Annotated in this window: 20 protein-coding genes and 1 pseudogene; 11 read left to right on the top strand and 10 right to left on the bottom strand. The window is 52.0% G+C overall.

What is annotated here, in order from left to right; translation table 11 throughout:
* Positions 1 to 1,062: an ABC transporter ATP-binding protein gene (locus JNC80_RS15475; protein WP_376710800.1), complete on the top strand. Its 1,062-nt coding sequence runs from the start codon at positions 1 to 3 to the stop codon at positions 1,060 to 1,062.
* Between the two features lie 59 nt (positions 1,063 to 1,121).
* Here JNC80_RS15475 and gnd read toward each other — a convergent pair.
* The 3 genes and pseudogenes from gnd to JNC80_RS15460 form a co-directional block, all read right to left on the bottom strand.
* Positions 1,122 to 2,546 (bottom strand): annotated as a pseudogene (gnd, locus tag JNC80_RS15470) (NADP-dependent phosphogluconate dehydrogenase); the annotation flags it as partial.
* Positions 2,547 to 2,686: 140 nt separating this feature from the next.
* The gene (locus tag JNC80_RS15465) at positions 2,687 to 3,304 is read right to left on the bottom strand and encodes a GNAT family N-acetyltransferase (protein WP_151160036.1); all 618 of its coding nucleotides are present in this window, start codon (positions 3,302 to 3,304) and stop codon (positions 2,687 to 2,689) included.
* A 195-nt stretch (positions 3,305 to 3,499) separates the two neighbouring features.
* Positions 3,500 to 4,630 (bottom strand): type III PLP-dependent enzyme, encoded by a 1,131-nt coding sequence (locus tag JNC80_RS15460; protein ID WP_213598711.1) that lies wholly within the window; start codon positions 4,628 to 4,630, stop codon positions 3,500 to 3,502.
* A 772-nt stretch (positions 4,631 to 5,402) separates the two neighbouring features.
* On the opposite strand from JNC80_RS15460, the gene JNC80_RS15455 reads away from it, so the two are divergent.
* The 3 genes from JNC80_RS15455 (at position 5,403) to JNC80_RS15445 (ending at position 8,286) form a co-directional block, all read left to right on the top strand.
* Positions 5,403 to 6,323, top strand: a complete 921-nt coding sequence (locus JNC80_RS15455; RefSeq protein WP_376710799.1) for a LysR family transcriptional regulator — start codon at positions 5,403 to 5,405, stop codon at positions 6,321 to 6,323.
* Positions 6,324 to 6,412: 89 nt separating this feature from the next.
* Complete coding sequence (locus tag JNC80_RS15450) at positions 6,413 to 7,090, top strand: DUF1007 family protein (RefSeq protein ID WP_151160038.1); 678 nt, start codon at positions 6,413 to 6,415, stop codon at positions 7,088 to 7,090.
* Between the two features lie 74 nt (positions 7,091 to 7,164).
* Positions 7,165 to 8,286 carry a nickel/cobalt transporter gene (locus tag JNC80_RS15445; RefSeq protein ID WP_376710798.1) on the top strand — a complete coding sequence of 374 codons (1,122 nt, stop codon included), beginning with the start codon at positions 7,165 to 7,167 and terminating at the stop codon, positions 8,284 to 8,286.
* On the opposite strand, the gene JNC80_RS15440 is transcribed toward JNC80_RS15445, so the two are convergent.
* From JNC80_RS15440 to trhO, 6 genes are all read right to left on the bottom strand, one after another.
* Complete coding sequence (locus JNC80_RS15440; RefSeq protein WP_022709722.1) at positions 8,283 to 8,513, bottom strand: hypothetical protein; 231 nt, start codon at positions 8,511 to 8,513, stop codon at positions 8,283 to 8,285. The genes JNC80_RS15445 and JNC80_RS15440 overlap by 4 nt on opposite strands.
* Before the next feature lie 4 nt (positions 8,514 to 8,517).
* Positions 8,518 to 9,204: a GNAT family N-acetyltransferase gene (locus tag JNC80_RS15435; protein WP_028233336.1), complete on the bottom strand. Its 687-nt coding sequence runs from the start codon at positions 9,202 to 9,204 to the stop codon at positions 8,518 to 8,520.
* A 38-nt stretch (positions 9,205 to 9,242) separates the two neighbouring features.
* On the bottom strand, positions 9,243 to 10,367 hold the full coding sequence (gene modC / locus JNC80_RS15430; RefSeq protein ID WP_022709720.1) for a molybdenum ABC transporter ATP-binding protein: 1,125 nt from the start codon (positions 10,365 to 10,367) through the stop codon (positions 9,243 to 9,245).
* A complete protein-coding gene (gene modB, locus JNC80_RS15425; protein ID WP_376710797.1) occupies positions 10,364 to 11,044 on the bottom strand; it encodes a molybdate ABC transporter permease subunit in 681 nt (226 codons plus the stop codon). The genes modC and modB overlap by 4 nt, the downstream gene beginning before the upstream one ends.
* A gap of 16 nt (positions 11,045 to 11,060) precedes the next feature.
* The gene (gene modA, locus JNC80_RS15420; protein ID WP_376710796.1) at positions 11,061 to 11,816 is read right to left on the bottom strand and encodes a molybdate ABC transporter substrate-binding protein; all 756 of its coding nucleotides are present in this window, start codon (positions 11,814 to 11,816) and stop codon (positions 11,061 to 11,063) included.
* A 112-nt stretch (positions 11,817 to 11,928) separates the two neighbouring features.
* Entirely contained in the window at positions 11,929 to 12,852 is a 924-nt protein-coding gene (gene trhO, locus JNC80_RS15415) for an oxygen-dependent tRNA uridine(34) hydroxylase TrhO (RefSeq protein ID WP_022709717.1), read from the bottom strand.
* A 237-nt stretch (positions 12,853 to 13,089) separates the two neighbouring features.
* Between trhO and JNC80_RS15410 the strand changes: the two genes are divergently transcribed.
* Both JNC80_RS15410 and JNC80_RS15405 read left to right on the top strand, forming a co-directional pair.
* Complete coding sequence (locus tag JNC80_RS15410) at positions 13,090 to 13,713, top strand: N-acetylmuramidase family protein (protein ID WP_376710795.1); 624 nt, start codon at positions 13,090 to 13,092, stop codon at positions 13,711 to 13,713.
* Between the two features lie 53 nt (positions 13,714 to 13,766).
* Positions 13,767 to 14,405 (top strand): 2-dehydro-3-deoxy-phosphogluconate aldolase, encoded by a 639-nt coding sequence (locus JNC80_RS15405; protein WP_220160120.1) that lies wholly within the window; start codon positions 13,767 to 13,769, stop codon positions 14,403 to 14,405.
* Between the two features lie 65 nt (positions 14,406 to 14,470).
* On the opposite strand, the gene JNC80_RS15400 is transcribed toward JNC80_RS15405, so the two are convergent.
* A complete protein-coding gene (locus JNC80_RS15400) occupies positions 14,471 to 16,318 on the bottom strand; it encodes a peptidoglycan L,D-endopeptidase MepK (protein WP_376710794.1) in 1,848 nt (615 codons plus the stop codon).
* Between the two features lie 695 nt (positions 16,319 to 17,013).
* Between JNC80_RS15400 and JNC80_RS15395 the strand changes: the two genes are divergently transcribed.
* The 5 genes from JNC80_RS15395 to JNC80_RS15375 all read left to right on the top strand — a co-directional run bounded on the left by JNC80_RS15395 (position 17,014) and on the right by JNC80_RS15375 (position 23,285).
* Positions 17,014 to 18,837, top strand: coding sequence for a M3 family oligoendopeptidase (locus JNC80_RS15395; protein ID WP_376710814.1), 1,824 nt, complete (start codon positions 17,014 to 17,016; stop codon positions 18,835 to 18,837).
* Positions 18,838 to 18,844: 7 nt separating this feature from the next.
* Complete coding sequence (locus tag JNC80_RS15390) at positions 18,845 to 20,035, top strand: aminodeoxychorismate synthase component I (protein WP_376710793.1); 1,191 nt, start codon at positions 18,845 to 18,847, stop codon at positions 20,033 to 20,035.
* Between the two features lie 3 nt (positions 20,036 to 20,038).
* Positions 20,039 to 20,680 (top strand): aminotransferase class IV family protein, encoded by a 642-nt coding sequence (locus JNC80_RS15385; RefSeq protein ID WP_225685091.1) that lies wholly within the window; start codon positions 20,039 to 20,041, stop codon positions 20,678 to 20,680.
* A gap of 212 nt (positions 20,681 to 20,892) precedes the next feature.
* Positions 20,893 to 21,273: an outer membrane lipoprotein Omp10 gene (gene omp10 / locus JNC80_RS15380; protein WP_075656969.1), complete on the top strand. Its 381-nt coding sequence runs from the start codon at positions 20,893 to 20,895 to the stop codon at positions 21,271 to 21,273.
* 248 nt (positions 21,274 to 21,521) lie between these two features.
* Complete coding sequence (locus tag JNC80_RS15375) at positions 21,522 to 23,285, top strand: 5'-nucleotidase C-terminal domain-containing protein (protein WP_376710792.1); 1,764 nt, start codon at positions 21,522 to 21,524, stop codon at positions 23,283 to 23,285.
* Positions 23,286 to 23,346 lie beyond the last annotated feature (61 nt).

Below are 23,346 nucleotides of genomic sequence, written 5' to 3'. Positions count from 1 at the left end.
ATGGCTTTTCTCAATATTAATAATCTCAAAAAAAGCTTCGGCGCTAATACTGTTGTCCATGATTTCAGTCTGGCAGTTGAAAAAGGCGAGTTCATCTCGTTTCTCGGCCCATCAGGCTGCGGAAAAACCACCGTTCTGCGCATGATTGCCGGCTTTGAATCTCCCGATCAGGGTGTGATCGAGATCAACGGTCAGGATGTGGTCGATCTCAAACCGAACAAACGCAATATCGGCATGGTGTTTCAGGCCTATGCCCTGTTTCCGAATATGACTGTCGCACAAAATGTTGCTTTTGGTCTGCGGGTTTCAGGCAAGCCTAAAGCCGAGATTGATGCAACAGTTAAGGAAATGCTTGAACTGATCCGCCTTGAACATCTGGCAGACCGCTTCCCCTATCAGATGTCAGGCGGGCAGCAGCAGCGTGTTGCTCTCGCCCGTGCCTTGGCAACCAAACCGCAGGTTTTGCTGCTTGATGAACCGCTCTCAGCACTGGATGCGAAAATTCGTATTTCATTGCGTGAAGAAATCCGCGCCATTCAGCGTCAGCTTGGCATCACAACCGTATTTGTTACCCACGATCAGGAAGAAGCACTGTCTATTTCCGACCGGATCGTGGTGATGCATGAAGGCAAAGCGGATCAGATCGGCACACCGTTTGATATTTACAACCGTCCGGCAACGCGCTTCGTGGCATCATTCGTTGGTACGCTGAACATGCTGGAAGCCCGTGTGGCAGACCCGCAGCAAAATAAAGCGGATCTTGGTGGCACCACCATCACCATCCCGCAATCATTGGCATCTTACAAAAAAGGTGATGCGGTCACTCTGGCTCTGCGGCCGGAAACCATCAGCCTTGATGCCTCCCCTGCCCGCGACAGCAGCGTTGAAGTCATTGTGCAGGATGTACATTTCTTAGGCTCAGTCATTCGTACCCGTGTCACACTGGGTGCAAATCAACTGTCTTTTGACAGTTTCAACAATCCGGCGGTGCGCCCGCCGCAGCATGGTGACAAAATCACTGTCCATTTTGCTGCGCAGGATTTATTGGTTCTGGGCAAATAAAAATAAAGGCCGGACTTGATAAAAGTCCGGCCTTTTTCTTGTCCTGTGACAAGGTACAATTACAGCCCATCACCCCAAGGGCCGTGGAAGTCACCGTCTTTGTCGATTCTTTTGAAACCATGCGCCCCGAAGAAATCACGCTGTGCCTGAATAAGATTGGCTGAACCGCGTCTTTGGCGGAAACCATCAAAATAGCTGATTGCAGAGCTCAGTGCCGGTACCGGCACTCCGGCAGTCACAGCCGCAGCCACAACCTGACGCAGACTTTGCGCAGCCACACTCATTTGCTCAACAAATGCAGGTGCCAGAAGCAGATTATCCACCTCACCCACAGCAAAAGCCTCACCGATCTCATCCAGAAACTGTGAGCGGATGATACAACCGGCGCGCCAGATCCGTGCAATCGTCGCCAGTGGCAAATTCCACTGATGCTCCTGTGAGGCCGCGGCCATCACCGCAAAGCCCTGCGCATAGGCCGCAATCTTTGCGGCCAGCAATGCCTGCTCCAGTGCATCAATAAAAGCCTGATCCGCCTTGATCGATCCTGTCTGTACCGGCTCGCCATAGACATCTGCCAGTTTTTGTCGTTGTGCAATCAGGGAGGATATCGAGCGTGCAGCAACAGCGGCTTCAATGCCCGTCGCCGGAACACCGAGAATCTGGCTTTCAATAGCCGCCCAGCGTCCGGTACCCTTTTGTCCTGCAGCATCCAGAATAATATCAGGCACCGGCTTTCCGGTTTCAGGATCAAGCGCTTTCAACACTTCTGCAGTAATTTCAATGAGATAGGAATTCAGCGCGCCTGTATTCCATTTTGCAAAAATCGGCGCGATTTCTTCCGCCTTCAAACCGCAGACATCACGCAAAATGCCATAGATTTCCGCAATCATCTGCATATCGGCATATTCAATACCGTTATGAATGGTTTTGACGAAATGTCCCGCACCATCCGGCCCCATACGGGCACTGCATGGTTCGCCTTTATAACGCGCGGCAACCGCATCCAGTATCGGCTCAATCCGCGCATAGGCTTCAGGCGTACCACCCACCATCATTGACGGGCCGTTACGCGCGCCTTCCGCACCACCGGAAATGCCCATACCGACAAAAGTCGGGTCGTTTTCGCCGAGAGAATTCAGACGACGCACCGTATCGCGGTAATCGGAATTGCCGGAATCAATAATGATGTCGCCTTTTTCCAGAAAGGTCTTGAGCTTGGCCATTTCCGTATCAACGGGGCTGCCTGCTTTAATCAGCATGATAATCGGGCGCGGCTTGGCAATATTCTGGCTGAGCTGCTCCATGGTTGCACAGGGAATAATGCGCTCCTGCAACTCACCGCTGGAAGCATAAAACTTTTCTAATACCGGCGCTTCACGGTCATAAACTGCAACCCGATATCCTTTTTCAGCAATATTGAGTGCCAGATTAGAACCCATGACGCCAAGCCCGATCAGTCCGATATCTGCCAGTTGCATTCTGTTTTCCCTATATGTGAACTATCCGGCAAAATAGCCGGAGCATAATTCTTCGTTCTATATAGGTATGCTATTCAAAACCGGTTTCAACTGAAAGCAGAGACTGACAGCTGAAACCGGTTATTTTTCTTTAAATTCCGCTCTATTCAAACAGCAATGGCCTGACGGTCAGCAATCAGCTTGCCGGTAGCAGTCAGCACACCGGATGCACCGTCCAGATAATTTTCTTCCAGCTCCAGCGCCAGAAAACGGTGACGTTCCACAGGCCCCGGCATAGCCAGATCAGCCATTTTATTGCCGGTAAAACCGAAGCGGCCATAATATTCAGGATCACCAACCAGCAAAATCGCCTTATGGCCAAGCGCCTGCGCATTGTGAATAGCCTGACGCATCAATGCAGCGCCGACACCCCGCCCCGCATAGATTGTCTCAACCGCCAAAGGCCCCAGCAGCAAAGCAGGCACAGCTTCTCCGCCGGCTTTTTTACCGGCAGAAATATGCCAGAGCCGGACACTGCCGATCATCACGCCATGCGCATCACGGGCAATCAATGCCAGCCCATAAGCAGGCACGCGTTTACGGCGCAGCTTTTCCGATGATTTGCGCTTGCGTCCCTCGCCCATCACACGGTCGAGCAAAGCCTCACGCGCGCTGCTGTCCGCAGGCGTTTCATGCGCAATACTAAACGAGACCGGTGCCGGAGCAGTGATTTGCGCGGCTGACAATTCAGCCGTGGTTCCGGCCGCAACAGAAGAAGCAGACATCAGCGTGAACCTTAAAGCATTTGCGTGAAACAAATGCGCTAAAACAAAGCGGTAAGGGACATTGTTTCCTCACACATATGTATGAGGATAAACACAAAGCAAAAATCTTATGTGACAAGACCGGTGGAATTCTTCCACCGGTATCATTCGCAATGTGAGGCTGAATATGCGTCCCTGACGAGACGCATATCATTATCAGATCACATAGGAGCGCAGCGGTTCAAAACCGTTAAACGCAACAGCCGAATAGGTTGTTGTGTAAGCGCCGGTGCCTTCGATCAGCACTTCATCACCGATGGTCAGCGAGACCGGCAGCGGATAAGGTGCCTTTTCATACATCACATCGGCGCTGTCACAGGTCGGGCCTGCCAGAACGCAAGGCTCCAGAATATCGCCGTCACGCGGAGTCACGATCTGATAACGGATCGCTTCATCCATGGTTTCAGCCAGACCGCCGAATTTACCGATATCGAGATAGACCCAGCGATTGTCATTGTCGGCTTTGCGGGAAACCAGAACCACTTCGGTTTTGATGACACCGGCATTGCCAACCATGCCGCGGCCTGGCTCGATGATGGTTTCCGGCAGACGATTGCCGAAATGACGGCTCAGCGCGTCGAAAATAGCTTCGCCATAGGCCTGTGCGGTCGGGATATCTTTGAGATAACGGGTCGGAAAACCACCGCCCATATTGACCATGCGCAGGTTAATGCCTTCTTTAGCCAAAAGATCAAACACGCCTTTGGTATCGGCCAGAGCACGATCCCAGGCAGTCAGATCAGTCTGCTGTGAACCGACATGGAACGATACGCCATAGGCATCAAGACCCAGCTGATGGGCTGCACGCAGCACATCAACAGCCATTTCCGGAACGCAGCCGAATTTGCGCGACAACGGCCATTCAGCACCTTCACCGTCAGCGAGAATGCGGCAGAACACGCGGGAACCAGGAGCCGCACGGGCAACTTTTTCCACTTCTGCAACGCAATCAACAGCATAGAGGCGAATGCCATATTCATAGGCGCGTGCAATATCGCGCTCTTTCTTGATGGTGTTGCCATAAGAAATGCGGTCAGGTGTTGCACCGGCATTGAGTGCCATTTCAATTTCCGCAACCGAAGCTGTATCGAAGTTCGAGCCCATGGAGGCGAGCAGCGACAGAATCTGCGGTGCAGGATTTGCCTTTACCGCATAGAAAATGCGCGAGGCTGGCAGAGCCTTTTCAAAATGTTCATAATTTTCACGCACAACGTCGAGGTCAACGACAAGGCAAGGGCCTTCCGGACGTCGGGTGGCGAGAAAGTCGATAATGCGCTGTGTAGCCATCCTGATCTCCTGAACTGCAATAAGCAGTAAAAAGCCGCATCTTCATATCATTTGCGATGCGAAAGCCTGCCCCCGTGCAATGACGCACAAGGTTGAGCATGGTTTCAAAGGACTGATGAACAAATACCTGCGCATACACGCATCAAAAGCCATCAGAGGGACAAACTGCCTTACGGCAAATATGAATCAGCTCTTCGCGCAACCGGCCTTTGGAGATGCAGGAAACACGGAACAAATACATATGCAGATGGATCAACGCCCTGAATTTAGCGTTTTTCCGCTTTGTCTGCCTTGGCTTGGAATGGGAAAAACCCGGTTCCGCACTTAGGGCAATGAGGGTGTGCCTCTTTGAGTTCCCGACCTGTGGAGAGCCGGAAGACACCAGAAAGGCCCGCACCGTCGTTGCTTCAAGGTGTCCTTGATCCATGGTTGGCCATCAGATCAACTGGAGCGGTTAGGTCCAGGTTACCGTACCGGTCTATTCTCCATTCAGAATACCGGCGGACACCCACAGGCACGTGCGACTTTGGGCAAGCGCGATATAAGATGATTTATGTGTCCACACAATGACAAATTTGCGCCGGTTTGATTTTTTTTGGTTAATAAATCACTTCTTTATTCAAAATACGGCGCAGTGCTTTATGTAGATGATAAAAACAGGTGTCTTATTGATTGCAATGCAGCGAATCACTTTGATATTTCTGAGACATTTTGAATATTCAGGATCGCGATATATGGTGCGGTTTAGTCGCTGATCTGGAGGACAGAGCTTATGGACACACTCACACGGATGCGTGCTTTTATTGATGTTGTGGAGGCCGAAGGTTTCTCCGCAGCTGCGCGCAAAATCGGTCGTTCCAAAGCCCTTCTGTCCAAATATGTCCGCGAGCTTGAAGATGATCTGGGCGTGCGGCTACTGAACCGTACAACTCGGCAATTTTCGCTTACCGAGAGCGGCCACACTTATTATCACCGCGCAACGGAGATTTTGCGCGAGCTGGATGATTTGCAAGACTCTATTTCCGAGAGCAGCGGCGATGTGCGCGGCAAGATCAAACTGACAGCACCGCGCAGCTTTGCGGATGCTTCACTGGGCATGTCACTGATTGATTTCTGCGCAGATCATCCGGAGATTGCGCTCGATATCCACCTTGATGACCGGTTTGTAGATCTGGTTGAGGAAGGCTTTGACCTTGCCATCCGCATCACCCGCTTGCAGGATTCATCGCTGATCGCCAAAAGGCTGAGCGCATTTCACACTGTTGTCTGCGCCTCACCTGATCTGATCGCACGGCTGGGCATGCCGGAAACACCTGAGCAATTGCGGGAAATGCCCTGCATCATTGATACCAACAGCCGTTCCCGCAATAACTGGCAGTTCCGCAATCAGGACGGCTCGATGATGACAGTCGCCATTCGCGGTCCGCTGGAAGTCAACAGCCCGCTCACTACGATGGCAGCGACTGTCAAAGGTCTGGGCTTCAGCGTTCTACCGCGTTTTGTTGCTGATGGTGAGTTGAATAAAGGCACACTTGTGCCGGTGCTCCTAGATTATATGCTTAATGACGGCGGCATTTATGCCATTTACCCGCACCGTACCTATCTGCCTGCCAAAGTGCGTCTGCTGGTGGACTATCTCGCCAAATGGTTCAAAGATAATCCGTGCAAAGAGCTGACCAATGACGAGGCGTAAAACCCGTAGACTGTCGTCGTAGTTTTGCCTCACTCATTCTCCAAATTCCGAACCAGCATTGACCGCTCAAAAGAGTGATTTTCGTTTCCATGACCAGCAGCAAAAACAAGTCTTTACTGAATGTCCTCGGCCTGACCTGTCTCATGACAGGGCTGGGTGTTGTCGCGGCATCAGCGCATCCGCATGTTTTTGCCGAAGCCCGTCTGGAAATCACAATCACACCGGATCGTTCCGTTGAAAAACTAGCGCATGTCTGGCGTTTTGACGACCTGTTCTCGTCAACCGTATTGATGGAGTTCGACAAGAAAGGCACGCTGAAACTCGACAGCGCCGAGTTGAATGAACTCAGCACAACAATCGACACATCTATTGCCGAGTATAAATATTTTCAGACAGTTACGCAGGATGGCAAAGATATTGCCATGAACAAGCCTGAGCATCTGATTGCCGATCTGCCGGATAATCAGTTGATTGTTCTGTTTGAAAGCAAGCCGGAAAAACCGTTGAAGCTGGAACCCGGCCATAAAGTCAGTTTCGGCGTCTATGATCCGACTTTTTATACAGCGATTGATTATCTGAAAGACGAAGATTTGGTGGTGAAGGGCATGCCATCCGGCTGCAGTTCTGCTGTTGTGCGCCCTGATCCCGATGAGGCACTCGCCCAGAACCAGCAAAGTCTGACACAGGCATTCTTCGACGAAGCCGCGGCGATGACCAATGACGTGTCTAAATTCTTCGCAACCCGAATAGAAATCACCTGTAAATAACAAGCCCACGGCCAGCGCATTAGGATTGGTCAAAATTCAAATTTGTTACGTTATATCATCAGAGGCATTCCGGCATGAACCACGCAAAGCAACACACTCTTACTCTATCCCCGTTAAGAGCCTGTGCTTTGCTGCTGACCATATGCACCTGTCTGTTGTTTGTACTTCACAATCAGGCATGGGCGCAGTCTTCATTAGGTATCGGCGCCAGTGAAGTCACATTGCAGCCAACCGGCCCGTTTGCAAAACTGATATTGTGGATTAATGCCGAGCAAAAACGCTTCTATCTGATGATGACCACCGCGCTGAAAGCGATGAAGGATGATCCGTGGGCTGCGTGGACATTGGTCAGCCTGTCTTTTCTCTATGGTATTTTGCATGCCGCCGGCCCCGGCCACGGCAAAGCGGTGATCTCATCCTATATGATTGCCAATGAAACAGCTTTGCGACGCGGAATTTTTCTTTCCTTCATCTCATCCGTTTTGCAGGCACTGTCCGCTATTTTTCTGGTCGGCATGGCATGGTTTGTGCTGCGTGGCATCGGCATTTCAATGGGAAAAGCAGGACGCGGCATGGAAATAGCCAGCTATGTGCTGGTCATTCTCTGCGGGATTTATATCATCTTCCGCAAGCTTCGCTCAAAACCGCAATGTGCTCCTGCAATAGCGGTTGAAACAATGGCACCGGCTCCCGTCTGGCAAGGTTCACTCTCAGCCTCGGCAACACAAAAACCATCGGCATTGAACACATCCATGCGGCTTAAATATCAGCCAACCAATGCAAAACCGGCTGTCTTTGACCATGAGTTTTCAGGGAATGGCGCCAATTGCACAGCCTGCGGCCACAGTCACCTTGCTGATCCGTCCACTCTGAGCGGTGAATTCAACTGGAAAACCGCATGGGCAGCGATTATCGCCGTCGGCATCCGTCCCTGCTCCGGCGCGATTATTGTACTGACATTCTCAATGCTCAACGGCCTGATGCTGGGTGGCATTCTCTCTGCCTTTGCCATGGCATTCGGTACTTTCATCACCGTCGCCTTGCTCGCAACACTGGCTGTCACGGCTAAAAATACGGCGCTGCGCCTGGTCAAGAATCCGCTGATGTCAGCACGTTTGCAAACGGCGATTGAAATCGCCGCTGCATTATTCATCATTCTGACCGGCGTGCTTCTTCTGATTGCTGCCCTGAGTTAATTCTCTTTGTGGTGTTTTCGCTGTGATTTCGCCCGCAGCCAGAACACCACAAAAAAGGCCATCACAAAGACAACCGCAATCAGCGCCGCCAGCACATGGCTGTAAGGCCCGACCGCCAGCATGATGATCGGCATGGAATAAAACAGCGCGCCGAAAACCACCATAATCAGTGCGGCGGCTATAGCGGAATTGCGCGTATCCTTCTTATTCTGCTGTGGGGATGCCATGCGCTTATCTCCGGCCTGTATCGGCGTAGAAGCTTTCCAGCTTTTTGATCTGCTGCCCGTTCGCGTCAAAGTTTTCTGGCGCGAGCCAGTTTTGGTAAGCCTGTTTCAATGCAGGCCATTCACTGTCGATCACCGAATACCATGCAGTGTCACGGTTCTTGCCTTTAACAATCAGATGCTGCCGGAAAATACCTTCAAACTGAAAACCGAAACGCTCCGCCGCACGCTTTGACGGCAGATTGTCATTATTGCATTTCCACTCATAACGGCGGTAACCGAGCTCATCAAAAATATATTGCATGAACAGATACTGGGCTTCGGTCGCAGCCGGCTTGCGTGAAATCAGCGGCCCCCAATAGATATTACCGATTTCAATACTGCCATTCTCGGCATCAATGCGCATCAGCGCCTGACGACCGGCAATTTTACTTGTCGCCTTGTCAATCGTGACGAAAAACATAGTCGTCTGGCTTGCGGCGGATTTCTCCAGCCATGGCAGCATCTCTTCGAGCGTTGCAGGCACTGTATCAAACAGCCATGTGAAACGGCTATCCGCATCGGCAACGCTGGACGCCTCAAACAGCCCCTGCCCGTGCTTTTCAACACTCAGCGGCTCCAGCCGCACAAACTGCCCTTCAAGAACTTTGCGCTCAGGAACAGGCCGCGCTGTCCACTCTGACAAGTCCTGCATAATCATTCTCCTCTTCCTCAAAAGGAAATGACCATATTTTATGCAGATTGCAAACTTATTTCACTTTGCTGCAGTCTTGCGGCACTGCGATCTATCGACACTGCTTTGATAAGTGCAAAAACCTGCTCGCCGGTTTTCAGATTGAGATCCTGCACAGATTTGCGCGAAATACGGGACAATAATTGCACATCGCCCAATTGCAGGCGCAATTCCGCAAACGGCCCGTCATCGGTTGAGATTGCAGTAATCGTTACCGGAAAAATATTGCGGATACTGATATCCACCGGCGCAAAGCGCGACAGAGATACATCGCGCGAGCGGATACGCAGACGCACTTTCATCCCCGATTGCAATGCATGGTCTGTCAGCTGAAAATTATGCCCGCCAATGGCAATGTCAGCCATGGCATAGGCATCATCACTGCGGGTGACTTCCCCTTGCAAAAGCACACTTGTCGTATCGCCCGTACCATCAATCTGGCTGAAAATATCAAACACTGAACCGCTTTCCCGTACCCGTCCCTGCTCCAGCAGCACAAGCGTATCCGCCAGCCGCGCGACTTCATCCACCTCGTGACTGACAAAGACAATCGGCAGCCCGCTCTCGTCACGCAGACGCTCCAGATAAGGTAAAATTTCCTGACGCCGCGCATGATCCAGCGATGACAGAGGCTCATCGAGCAGCAGCAGGCGCGGTACCGACAGTAATGCCCGCCCGATCGCCACACGCTGTTTCTCACCGCCGGACAATTGATGCGGCTTGCGCTGTAATAAAGCGCCGATGCCGAGCAGCTCGGTTATTTCCTCAACCTTACGCTCCGGCTCACGTTTACCTGCCCATTGCGCATAGGTCAGATTGCGCAAAACACTGAGATGCGGAAACAGACGGGCATCCTGATAGACATAGCCGATATGGCGTTCTTCAGGACGGAGATTGATGTTTCTGGCGCTGTCAAACAGCACCAGATTGCCAACGGCAATACGTCCTTCCTCAGGGCGCAGTGTTCCGGCAATCATCCGCAGCAAAGTGGTTTTACCGGCACCGGACGCACCGAATAATGCTGTAACGCCGGTCTCAGCACGAAAGGCCGCCTCAACGCGAAACCCGCCATTGCCGCCTTTTACATTGAAATCAAGGGTATTGAAGCTGATTTGATGTGTCATTTACCAGCTCCGCTCAACCGGCGCTGCAACCATTCGGACAGCACCACCGCCAGCACAGACAGCACAACGGAAACCAGAATAAGCTTCAGCGCAGCGGCATCACCGCTCGGCGTTTGCATCAGCGCATAAATCGCCAGCGACAGGGTTTGCGTTTCACCCGGAATATTCGAGACAAAGGTAATTGTAGCGCCAAATTCGCCGAGCGCTTTGGCAAAACCCAGCACACTACCGGCAATAATGCCCGGTATCAGCAAAGGCAGCGTCACAGTCATAAAGGCTTTGATGCGCCCTGCTCCCAGCGTGCGGGCAGCTTCTTCCAAGCCCTTGTCAATATTTTCAATCGCCAGCCGCATCGGACGGATCAGCAATGGCAGCGCCATCACACCGGCAGCCAAGGCCGCCCCTGTCCAGCGGAAAGCGAAGGTAAAATCAAACCATTGCAGCAGCAGACTGCCGATAGCGCCGCGCGTACCAAACAACACCAGCAGAAAATAACCGGTTACTACCGGCGGCAGCACCAGCGGCATTGTCAGCACCGCCTGTAACAGGCTTTTGCCGGGGAAATTATAGCGCGCCAGTATCCACGCAAAACCAAATGCAACCGGCAAGGCTCCGAGGATAGCAAGCCCTGCTATCCTCAAAGACAAAGCGATAATTTCCATTTCCGGCATTGCCATCAGTCAGATCAGAGCCTTATTTTGCTTCTGCCGCAGACACAAAGCCCTTATCGGCAATGATTGCCTGTCCGGCATCGCTGCGCAGGAATGCAAGAAACGCCTTGGAGTTTTCGTCAGACTTGCCGACCAGTGCCGCAGGATAAAGAATTGGCGCGTGGCTGGACGCAGGAAAACGATAAACTTCAGTCAGTTCAGGCACCTGTGCACGATCCGATGCATAAACAATACCGGCTTTCACTTCACCGCGGGAAACATATTGCAGCGCTACGCGCACATTTTCCGCGAAGACTGCATTGGCAGACACATCACCCCAGATGCCAAGTTTTTCAAGTGCTGCCTTGGCATATTTACCGGCAGGCACATTTGACGGATCGCCCATCGAGAAACGACCGGCTTTGAGGATTTCCGCAGCTTCTGCCGGTTTTGTATCTTTGGCACCGGCGATAACCAGCGCATTACCGGCGATCACAGCGCGGCTGTCATTATCGATCAGCTTGCGTTCCTGCACATAATCCATCCAGTCGAGATCGGCTGAGATAAAAATGCTGGCTGGCGCACCGGCCTCAATCTGCTTCGCCAGCACAGAGGAAGACGCATAAGACGCAGTTACTTCCGCACCGTTTTCAGCCTTAAATTTCTCTGCTGCCGTATCAATCACATCTTTCATGCTGGCCGCAGCAAATACGACAATCTTCTCTGCCGCTAAGGTTGGCAGGGCAGTTCCGGCAAGCAGGCCAAGTGCAACAACAAATCTGATCATGATATCCCTCAATATTTTCAATCATTATATTTCATCATGCATATCGATTCCTGCCTTATGCTTCAAGCAAATAAAAAAGGCCCTCCGAAGGGAGAGCCTTTTGCAAATGAGGACGGACTAAAAATCAGTCGCCGATATGCTGTTTGGCACCGCGCTCTTTCGCCAGCAGAACCTGACGCTGGCGTTCGGCATAACGGGCACGGTCAGCATCGCTGCGCTCATGATAGCAAGTGTCGCAGGAGATACCTTCCTGATAGAATTTCGACAATTTGCCTTCCGGCGTCACCGGATTACGGCAAGCGCGACAGAGCTCGACATCGCCTTCCACCAGACCATGACCAACGGAAACGCGCTCGTCAAAAACGAAGCATTCACCTTCCCAGCGTGTATCTTCCGCAGGCATATCTTCGAGATATTTCAGAATGCCGCCTTTGAGGTGGAAGACATCATCAAAGCCCAGACCTTTTACAAAAGCCGTTGCCTTCTCGCAGCGGATACCGCCGGTGCAGAACATGGCAATTTTCTTGCCTTCCAGCTCGTCGCGGTGGTCTTCAACCCATTGCGGAAACTCGCGGAAAGTCTTGGTTTTCGGATCAATCGCGCCTTTAAAAGTGCCGATGGCATATTCATAATCATTACGTGTATCGATGAGGATCGTGTTCTCATCGTCGATCAGCGCATTCCACTCCTGCGGTTGCACATAAGTGCCGACGCTCTGCAACGGATCAATTCCGTCCACACCCATGGTCACGATCTCTTTTTTGAGACGTACTTTCATACGGTTAAACGGCATCTGGCTAGCTGTTGAATATTTCAGTTCAATATTCTGCTCACGCAAGGCAGGAATAGCTTCAATGAAAGCAATCAGCGCTGCAATGCCGGACTGTGTTCCGGCAACGGTGCCGTTCAGTCCTTCAGCAGCCAGCAACAAAGTGCCCTTGATACCCTGCTCATCACAAAGCTCAGTCAGCGGTGCCTGATAGGCTTCAAAATCCGGAAAACGCGCAAAACAATAGAGCGCAGCAACAGTGAAATGTGCTTCACACATAAATAAACCTCAATAGCTGGTCGCCTCGCAAAGGCGCTGCCGTGATATTCCGCCTGAGCACCCTGAGGGTCAGTCAGACAGCCGAAAACAGATTAATCTGCTTGCCTGTGCTCTAACGCCGCTGCGGAGCAATTTCAAGATCAGCATCAAATTTTGCTGCCATGAAGCGACAATCTATCCCCGCCCTCACTACGCATGACACAGTGCAACGGGTTATATCGGTCAGGAGAGAGTGCCATGTTTCGCGCAGAAATCAGAATGCTGTTTTCAGAAGCAGGACAAGCGCATCATCTCGATCCCGCAGCCCTTGCTGCTGTCGCACAGACAGAAAGCAGTGGCATTGTCACCACGCGCATCAATGGACGTGATGAACCACTGATCCGTTTTGAGGGGCATTATTTTGATAAACGCCTCAGCCCTGCCGATCAGGCAAAAGCCAGAGCGCTGAAGCTCTCCTCTCCCCGTGCCGGTGCCACTCCCAATCCGGCGGATCAGGCGGCACGCTGGCAAATGCTGGACAAAGCCTGCCGCATCAACCGCGATGCCGCTTATGAATCCACATCATGGGGTGTCGGACAGGTTATGGGTGCCCATTGGCATTGGCTCGGTTATGTGTCCGTTGCTGAAATGGTTGAAACTGTGCGCAGCGCCGTGCCGGAGCAGATTGAACTGATGAGCCGCTTTATCGTCTACAGCAATCTGCGGGATGTGCTGAACAAGCACGACTGGCAGAAATTTGCATATAGCTATAACGGCCCGCTCTATGCCAAAAACCGCTATGACCGGAAACTGGCTCTAAATTATGCGCTGTATCAACCCTTGTTTCCCGCCTTCACTACCCCTGATCAACGAACAGCATAGACAAAATATCTTCGGAACGTTAAATCGATTATAACAATAATTCCGAGGGTGAGATGTCGCAGAAAACCGAAAGCCTGATTCCCGTCATGACGGGACAAACCGTCATCCCTGTTCTGCTGATTGATAAAGCAGCAGATGCCGTGCCGCTTGCACGCGCTCTGGCAAAAGGCGGTCTGCCTGCCATCGAAATTACCCTGCGCACCAGCGCGGCATTGGATGCTATCCGTGCCGTGGCAGAAGATGTGCCGGAAGCCATTGTCGGCGCCGGAACCATCCTCAATGCTGCCCATTATGAGCAGGCTGTCACTTCCGGTTCAAAATTCATCGTCAGCCCCGGCGTAACAGATGCCATTCTGAAAGCCGCAGATAACAGCCCTGTCCCTCTGCTGCCGGGTTGCGCAACAGCAAGCGAAGTGATGAGCCTGCGTGAGCGCGGCTATACTCATGTGAAATTTTTCCCTGCGGAACAGGCAGGCGGCGCGGCCTATCTTAAAGCCCTGTCCTCCCCGCTTGCCGGTACTTTCTTCTGCCCGACAGGCGGCATCAGCCTCAGCAATGCCATGAATTATCTCACCCTGCCGAATGTGCTGTGCATCGGCGGCTCATGGATTGCTCCCAAAGAGCTGGTCAATGATGGAAAATGGGATGAAATTACAGCGCTGGCAGCCGCAGCCGCCGCGCTCAAATCCTGATCAACATCAAAATTCAGGCAATAAAAAAGGGAGCTCAAAGCTCCCTTTTTTCATTCTTGTACCGATCAGTTAATCTTAGAGAATTTAGCAATCGGAATGAAAGTCACAGCATTGCCTGTAAAGCGGTTTGCATTACCGGCAGGCAGGTCTTTCTGGAAGCCAGCCGTATAAACAACGGTTGGTGCCTGACGCATGGCATCATTCCGCAGAACCGGATTAGACACCGGTACAACCTTGGCTACAGGTTCATTCGAAATCGCAACTTCTGTCGCGGCATCGGCAGGCTGCAGCACTGCATTGGCAGCCGCTTTTGTAATTGGGCGATCTGAGCGACCGGCTTTAGCGGTTGTCCGTACAGCGTCAGCACCAGTTGCTGCGGCAGTATTCTCGCTGTTTACGACCGGACGGGAGGACGGACGGCTGTTGCGTGTATCCTGTGGCATAACCATAGCCACCTGCTGTTCCTGAGCCTGCGGACGCGGAGCCGGAATAGATGCAGTGTGATCATTATTGCTCAGCAGATCAGCAATCGCATCCTGACCGGCTTCAGCACGGGCAACAGAGACTTCCTGAGCCTGTGTTGGACGTGTTGCCGGAACAGCAGCGGCCAGAACGGTATTGATCGCCTGTCCTGCACCCTGCGGACGCTGTACCGGAACCGGCACATATCCGCTCAGCATAGCACCGGTATTTGCAGTTGTGTCAGCTGCAACCAGCGCGGCAATCTGGTCATTGGCAGGCTGGGCCGGTGCGGAAGGCGCACCTGTGGCACCCGCAAAAGCCTGCGCTTCAAGTGTATTCGGCGGTGGCGGCGCCATAGCCAGCAGCACTTCGGCTTCCGACTGCGGACGCTTCACCGGAACCGGCACGGCAAAAGCCATGGCAGCCTGTGCATCCGGTGTCATTTCCACGCCGGCCGAAGGGCGCGGTGCATTCAACGGTACCGGTGCATCGCGGGCAGGCAAAGCAGCAATCAACGCTTCCTGCGGCGCCTGAGGCTCAGGCTGTGCAGGTACAGCACGGTTCGGCACTGCCGGTACCGGAGCCTGACGGGCAGGAACTGCGGCAGCAGGTGCTGTACGTGCCGGACGGGCAGTTGCTACAGCACGGCTGGAGCTTTCACCATTATCTTCTTCTTCATCCGCACCGCCGCCAAACAACATACCGAACAGAGATTTGCTCTTTGGCTTGGCAGAAGCCATCTGGATTGTACCGCCATTGGCCTTACGGGCTTCATAGGCAGCAAGCGCCTGTTCATAACCCGGCAATGGCTTGCCATCGGTCGGAACGTGAATTGTTTTACCGTCAGGGAACACAGCCAGCAATTCGCGGCGGCTCAGGCGCGGCCAGTGACGCACACTGCCAACATCAAGATGCACAAACGGTGAACCGGAAGTCGGATAGTAACCAACGCCGCCGATCTGATAGCGCAACGCGGTGTCACGCAGCTTTTTCAGCGGAACACCCGGAATGAAAAAATCCATCGCCTTGCCGAGCGTATGCTGGCTGCTTTTGGCAACGCCGCGGGTACGCGAACGCAGCATGGAGTTCGTCGCCGGTGAACGATAGGCGGAAACAACAGTAATATAATCGCGGCCACCGGCGGTCTGATAGACCTGCCAGACCAGATCGAACAAACGCGGGTCCATCTTGGTCGGCTCATTGCGGCGCCAGTCGCGCAGGAAGACATTCAGCTTCTTCAAACCATCCGGCAGATAGCGGCCGTTTTTCTTGAACGTGATTTCTGCACGTTCACCGGTATGCACAAAATGCAGCTTCAGTGTACGGGTTTCGGCTGCAGCCTGAGACGGCGCGAAAGCTGTAACAGCCGTGAAAACAAGTGCCAGCTGCGCGCTGAGTTTAAAAACCCTGCCTGCCCAGCCCGCCAGTTTAGATGTTTTGCTGTTTTCCAATTTCGAATGCCTTACCGTTTACAGTCACGCTATTCAGATGAATATCGGATTTAATGGTTAATAGACACTTATTGAACAGACAATGAGTTTTCAGCATGACAAAAAAAACGCATTCGGGAAGGACTTTCCATCATGGTAAAGAGTTTATGAACAGATTTTACAACCTGAGGAAGCATGATTTTATCTATACACGCGCTCAGTGGTACAAACAGCACCCTGTGGCATATATGCACCATCTGATTGAAAATATTTAATTTTCAGAACAAATAATGCGATATTTCGCGGTTTCCGGCACCTGAAAAACAAAGAACACCAATCAGAAAATTCATATAATATTTCAGCAGTATAATAGGCCTTAAGCACATAAAATTTACCGGATTTTACTCACATTGTTTCGTTAATGTAACGCAATGTGATGGGATAAAGAGCCTCATTTCGGGAACCAAATCGGTTTTGGCTCTGCTTTTGAGTCGAAAAAACACAAAATTGCACCAGCGCCACCTGATCCGGCATGCTGATTTCACCCTTTTATATCTTAACAGCGCCTGTCAGCACCCGACTTTGATCCCGCAATTTCAATACTGCTGAAACGCATGAAATCTGCGCAGGAACATCCTATATAGACTGCAGCATTAAAAAGAATCGTATGAGGTTGAACCACAATGAATTTACGCAACCATGCAGAATTTCTCCGTATGCCTGCCGATGCCCCGCAGGCACAGGTTTCCGCAGCTTCCGAGCTGAGCAATCTGCCATGCTGGAACCTCACCGATCTTTACCCGTCACCGGACAGTGCGGAACTGACCAGCGACCTGCAGCTTTCAGCAGAGCGATCAATTGCTTTTGAGAATAAATGGAAAGGCAAGCTCGAAGCTGAAGCCTCCAAGCCTCAGGGCGGTAATTTTGCCGATGCGATTAAAGAATTCGAACAGCTTCAGGAACTGATGGGACGCATCTATTCCTATGCCGGTCTGCTCTATGCGGATGACACCTCCAGTGCCGCCAATGCCAAACTCTATGGCGATGTGCAGCAGAAACTCACCGATGCAGGCAGCCATCTGATCTTCTTCTCGCTGGAACTCAACCGTATTGATGATGCCCTGCTCGACAAAGCTATCGCTGAAAATCCTGCTATCGGCCATTATAAGCCATGGCTGATCGACCTGCGCAAAGACAAGCCTTACCAGCTGGATGACCAGATTGAGACATTGTTCCATGACATCTCTGTCACCGGTTTTGTTGCCTGGAACCGTCTGTTTGACGAAACCATGAGCGGTTTGCGCTTTACAATTGACGGCGCAGAGCTACCGATTGAACCGGTGCTCACCATGTTGCAGGATGCGGATGGTGCAACCCGTAAAAAAGCCTCGGACGCATTGTCCAAAACCTTTGGTGAAAATCTGCGCCTTTTCACGCTCATCACCAATACGCTCGCCAAGGATAAAGAAATCTCCGACCGCTGGCGCGGTTTTGAGGATATTGCCGACAGCCGCCACCTTGCCAACCGCGTTGAGCGTGAAGTTGTCGATGCACTGGCCAGCGCCGTGAATGATGCCTATCCGCGTATTTCCCATCGCTACTATGCGCTGAAAGCCAAATGGCTCGGCCTTGAACAGCTCGACAACTGGGATCGCAATGCGCCGCTGCCGGAAACCCCGCAGGTCACTATCGGCTGGGATGAAGCAAAAGCAACTGTGCTGGATGCCTATGCAGGCTTTGCACCGGAAATGGCCGATATTGCCCGCGACTTCTTTGACAAGAACTGGATTGATGCCCCGACTCGCGCAGGCAAGGCACCGGGTGCTTTTGCCCATCCGACAGTGCCTTCCGCACATCCTTATGTATTGCTCAACTATCTGGGCAAGCCGCGCGATGTTATGACCCTTGCCCATGAACTCGGCCATGGTGTGCATCAGGTTCTTGCCGCCAAACAGGGTGCGCTGATGGCTTCAACCCCGCTGACACTGGCAGAAACCGCCTCCGTCTTCGGTGAAATGCTGACCTTCCAGTCCCTGCTTGCTAAAGCAAAGGACAAGCGCGAGCGCAAAGCAATGCTGGCGCAGAAGACCGAGGACATGATCAATACGGTCGTGCGCCAGATCGCCTTCTACCAATTTGAACGCAAAGTTCACACCGAGCGCAAAAACGGTGAGCTGACAGCCGAACAGATCGGTGAAATCTGGATGGAAGTGCAGCGTTCAAGCTTAGGTCCTGCAATCCGCCTCAATCCGGGTTATGAAAGCTTCTGGACTTATATTCCGCATTTCATCCACTCGCCGTTCTATGTCTATGCCTATGCTTTCGGTGATTGCCTCGTAAATTCGCTCTATGCGGTTTACCAGAACAATCCTGAAGGCTTTCAGGACAAATATTTCGACATGCTTAAAGCTGGCGGTACCCGCCATCATAAAGAACTGCTGGCACCATTCGGTCTGGATGCTTCTGATCCGGCCTTCTGGCAGCAGGGCCTGTCAGTGATTGAAGGCATGATCGACGAACTGGAAGCGATGGAAGACTGATCGCATTATGGTTGAGCGAGCAATGCCTGCATCTTCTGAGCCTTTCATTCTGTTTCGTGACGATGTTGAACAGCAGTCCATGCTGTTCAACAGGCCGGAACAGCTGATTATTATTGAACAGGCTTCCGATTTTGAGGCAGGCTTTGCCGCGCTTGAAGCAGCGCACCGTCAGGGCAAATGGCTTGCAGGCTATTTCAGCTATGAGGCGGGTTTTCTGCTGGAGCCGAAGCTTGCTCCCCTGCTGCCGGAGGAACGCCGTGTTCCGCTGATTTGCTTTGGTGTCTTTAGTGAACCGCCGGCGGATATCCCTGCCGGTAATGGGAACACTGGCACCAATGCGCATCTTTCTGATTTTCATGCCCATTGGTCGGAAACAGACTATCAGCAGCGCTTCCAACGCCTGCATCGTCATTTGCGTGAAGGCGATTGCTATCAGGGCAATCTGACATTTCCGATTTCAGCACGCTATCACGGTGAGCCTGAGGCGCTGTTTGCCGATCTCAGCAACCGCCAGCCTGTGCGTTACAGCGCATATGTTAATCTGACTGCGCAAGACAAGGCACCGCTTATTCTGTCGCGCTCACCGGAGCTGTTTTTTCAAATCAATAAAGACGGCTGGATAGAAACCCATCCGATGAAGGGCACCACACCGCGCGGGGCAACACCACAAGAAGATGATGCCTTGCGTGATTTTCTGATCCATGACGAAAAAAGTCAGGCCGAAAACCGCATGATCGTGGATTTACTGCGCAATGACATTTCGCTGATCAGCGAAGTCGGCAGCCTTTCTGTGCCGAAAATCTTCCATGTCGAACGCTATCCGACGGTACACCAGATGGTCAGCCATGTGCGGGCGAAGCTGTTGCCCGATCTCACTTTGCGGCAGATCTTTGCAGCTTTGTTTCCGTGCGGCTCGGTGACCGGCGCACCGAAAATCAGCGCCATGACGATTTTGCACAAGCTTGAACAACAGGCGCGCGATATTTATTGCGGCTCCATCGGCTGGATCGCACCATCCGGCGAAATGCGCTTCAATGTCGCCATTCGCACCCTGTCGCTCTATCCTGACGGAGAAGTAGTCCTCAATGTCGGCGGCGGTGTGGTCTATGATTCAACGGCAGAAGCAGAATATGCCGAATGTTTGCTGAAAGCCCGCTATGCGACCGGTGAGAACACAGTCTCCGGCATCCGAGAGTGAAACATGCAAGACCTGAATTTTGGCCTGATCGAAACATTGCGCTTTGAGCCTGCCAATGGTTTTCTGCGTCTTGAACAGCATTTACAGCGTCTGCAGCAATCTGCGACGCAACTCGGTTTTGTTTTTGATGAAGGTGCTATCCGTTCACAATTGCAGGCACATGCAAACAGCCCTCATGCCTTACGTGTCCGTCTTTGCCTGAGGTCAGACGGTACAGCAGATATCATCACCGCAGTCTTTCAGCCTTTGCCGCCGCAAATGATCTGGACATTGGCAATTGCCGAAACCCGCCTGAACAGCGCCGATGAGCTGCTGCGCCACAAAACAACACGCCGCACGGCCTATGAAGCCGCGCGGGCGGAATTTACACCTGCACAGGCTGATGAAGTTCTGCTGCTCAATGAAAAAGACGAGATTTGCGAAGGCACGATCACTTCGCTCTTTGCGGATATGGGGGATGGTATATTGCTGACCCCGCCGCTGGAATGCGGGTTGCTGAATGGCGTCTTGCGGCAGGAACTGCTGCAACAGGGTAAAGCCAGAACTGCCGTTCTCACGCTTCAGCACTTGCAAAAAGCGCACCGGATTCTTGTCGGCAATTCTCTGCGCGGCATGATACGAGCGCAATTAGCCGATGCATTCTGATATCCGCCGCCCTTTAAATTACGCCATTATAAAATATAATGTTTTTGCTGTCTGAGACCAACAAAACCGCTTCACACACAAAGATGTGAGGTAAAAAAGCAACAGATACAAGGCTCTTCATGGTTAAGGAACCTATAAAGCTCTTGTATTTACCCGCATTTACATACATCAAATTATTATAAAATTTTGCAGAATCCCGGGAGAGCTCGCTTATGAAAACATTCCGCACGGCCGCATCCCTTTGTCTGGCTGCCACACTCGCTGCCTGTACCACATACGGACCAGTCAATGGCGGTGGCGGCAACACCATGCCGACCCGTCCGGCTAATGCCGGTATTGATGGTGGCTGGGTCGATGCCAATGGCATTACATCGAATTTCAACGGCGGCGTTTTTGAAACCCGCACAACTGACACCAATGAAAAGCTGGCAGAAGGTAATTACCGTTACCTGTCACCGCGTTTGGTGGAAATTGATATGCGTTCGATCGTACGCGGCACTACATCCAAAGTGAATTGCGCACAGGTTACTCCGTCACAGCTCAATTGCACCACATCAACCGGTTCGCAATTCTCGCTGACACGTAAAGCCTGAAATTAGACAAGAAAATATACAAACGCCCGCGGCTCTGCTGCGGGCGTTTTGCTATTCCTAGAGTATGTCGCAGCTAAATGGTCTCATTTAGCGTCCGCGAACATACGACAATTAAGTGAATCTAGAGCGAACGCTATGAATTCAATTAAACGCGACACGCTCTAGCTCTCTCAGAACTTGGGAGATGCAAACAGCATTCGTCATATTACTATGCTATTTTGCCCCGACAAATGTCTACGGAGAAAGCCATGTCCGGACTGTTCAAGATTCTGTTTTGCAGCGCCAGCCTCGTAAGCCTGTCACTGCCTGCCTATGCCGATTACACGCTGACCATTCTGCACACCAATGACACGCATTCCCGCATTGAAGAGGTCAATAAATATGACGCGACCTGCTCGGCTAAAGAAAGCGCAGAGCAGCAATGTTTCGGCGGTATGGCGCGGCTGAAAGCGGCCATAGATGCCGAGCGCGCCAAGGGCGGCAATATGCTGGTGCTGGATGCCGGAGATCAGTTTCAGGGTTCATTGTTTTTCACCACCTATAAAGGCACGGACAATGCCGAATTCATGAATGCCATCGGCTATGATGCGATGGCACTCGGCAATCATGAATTTGATCTTGGGCAGGAAGGGCTGGCACCCTTTTTGGAAAAAATCAAACTGCCGGTTCTGTCTGCCAATATTGAAACCGCTGCCGGTTCACCGATCCACGGCAAATTCGCGCGCTATCTTGTCAAAACAATTGGCAATGAAAAGATCGGCATTGTCGGCCTGACCACACCGGACACAGTGGAAATTGCACGTCCGGGCAAGGACATCCGTTTTCTTGATGCCAAGGAAACATTGCAGCGCATGATCACAGATCTGAAGGCAAAGGGCGTGAACAAGATCATCGCCCTCACCCATCTGGGTTATGATGCGGATCAGCAATTGGCAGCAGAACTGGATGATGTGGATGCAATTGTCGGCGGGCACAGTCATACATTGCTCGGCGATAATGCTTTGCGCGCTTCCGGCCCCTATCCTACTCTCGTCAAAAATCCGTCCGGCAAGATGGTGCCGGTCGTCACGGCCTATGCCTATACGCAATATCTGGGCAGGCTGGTGCTGAATTTTGACGATGCGGGCAATCTCACATCAGCCTCCGGTGTACCGCTCCGGCTGGATGCTTCCATCAAGCCGGACGCAGAACTGGCCAGCCGCATTGCGGAAATGGCCAAGCCGATTGAAGAGCTGAAAAACCGCCGCGTCGCCGAGACAACCAAGCTGATTGATGGTTCTGCTGTCAGTTGCCGCACGCAGCAATGTCCTATGGGCGATCTGGTTACCACTGCCATGCTCGATCGTGTCCGCGATCAGGGTATCACTGCCGCGCTGATAAATGGCGGTGCATTGCGCGCTTCGATCAAGGCCGGTGACATCACTATGGGCGATGTACTGGTGGTGCTGCCGTTTCAGAATACGGTTGCAACATTTCAGATGAAAGGCAGCGATCTGCGGTCAGCACTGGAAAACGGCGTCAGTCAGATTGAAAAAGGCAGCGGCCGCTATCCGCAGGTTGCAGGCATAAAATTCACACTGGATATGGCTAAACCTGCCGGACAGCGCATTACCGCTGTCGAAATGCAGGATGCGGAAAGCAACTGGCAGCCGCTTGATGATAATAAGCTTTATGGCATTGCCGCAACCGATTATCTGCGCACAGGCGGTGACGGCTATGACATGATCGCCCAAAAAGCTGAAAAAGCCTATGATTACGGTCCTTCACTCGATCAGGTTGTTGCTGAATATTTGCAGGAACATTCGCCCTATTCAGATGCTGCACAGCCCGCAGCAAAAATGCCGGTCTCTGAGGCTTATGAAATCAAACAAGGCGACAGTTACTGGTCGATTGCAGAGAAGCTCTATGGCAATGGCACAGAATGGAAACGCCTGTTCCGTCAGAACCCGACTTACAAGCCACGGAAACTGCCGGTTGGCGCTGTTTTGAAAACCGGAGCACCTTCCCAATAAAAAACCACTTTAAATTTGAGTTTTCTCATCATGTTATGGTTATGTTCTGGTCATGCCGGAC

Source organism: Pseudochrobactrum lubricantis (assembly GCF_041929865.1).
GTDB classification, from domain to species: domain Bacteria; phylum Pseudomonadota; class Alphaproteobacteria; order Rhizobiales; family Rhizobiaceae; genus Pseudochrobactrum; species Pseudochrobactrum saccharolyticum.
This window is presented reverse-complemented; position numbering and strand designations above follow the sequence as displayed.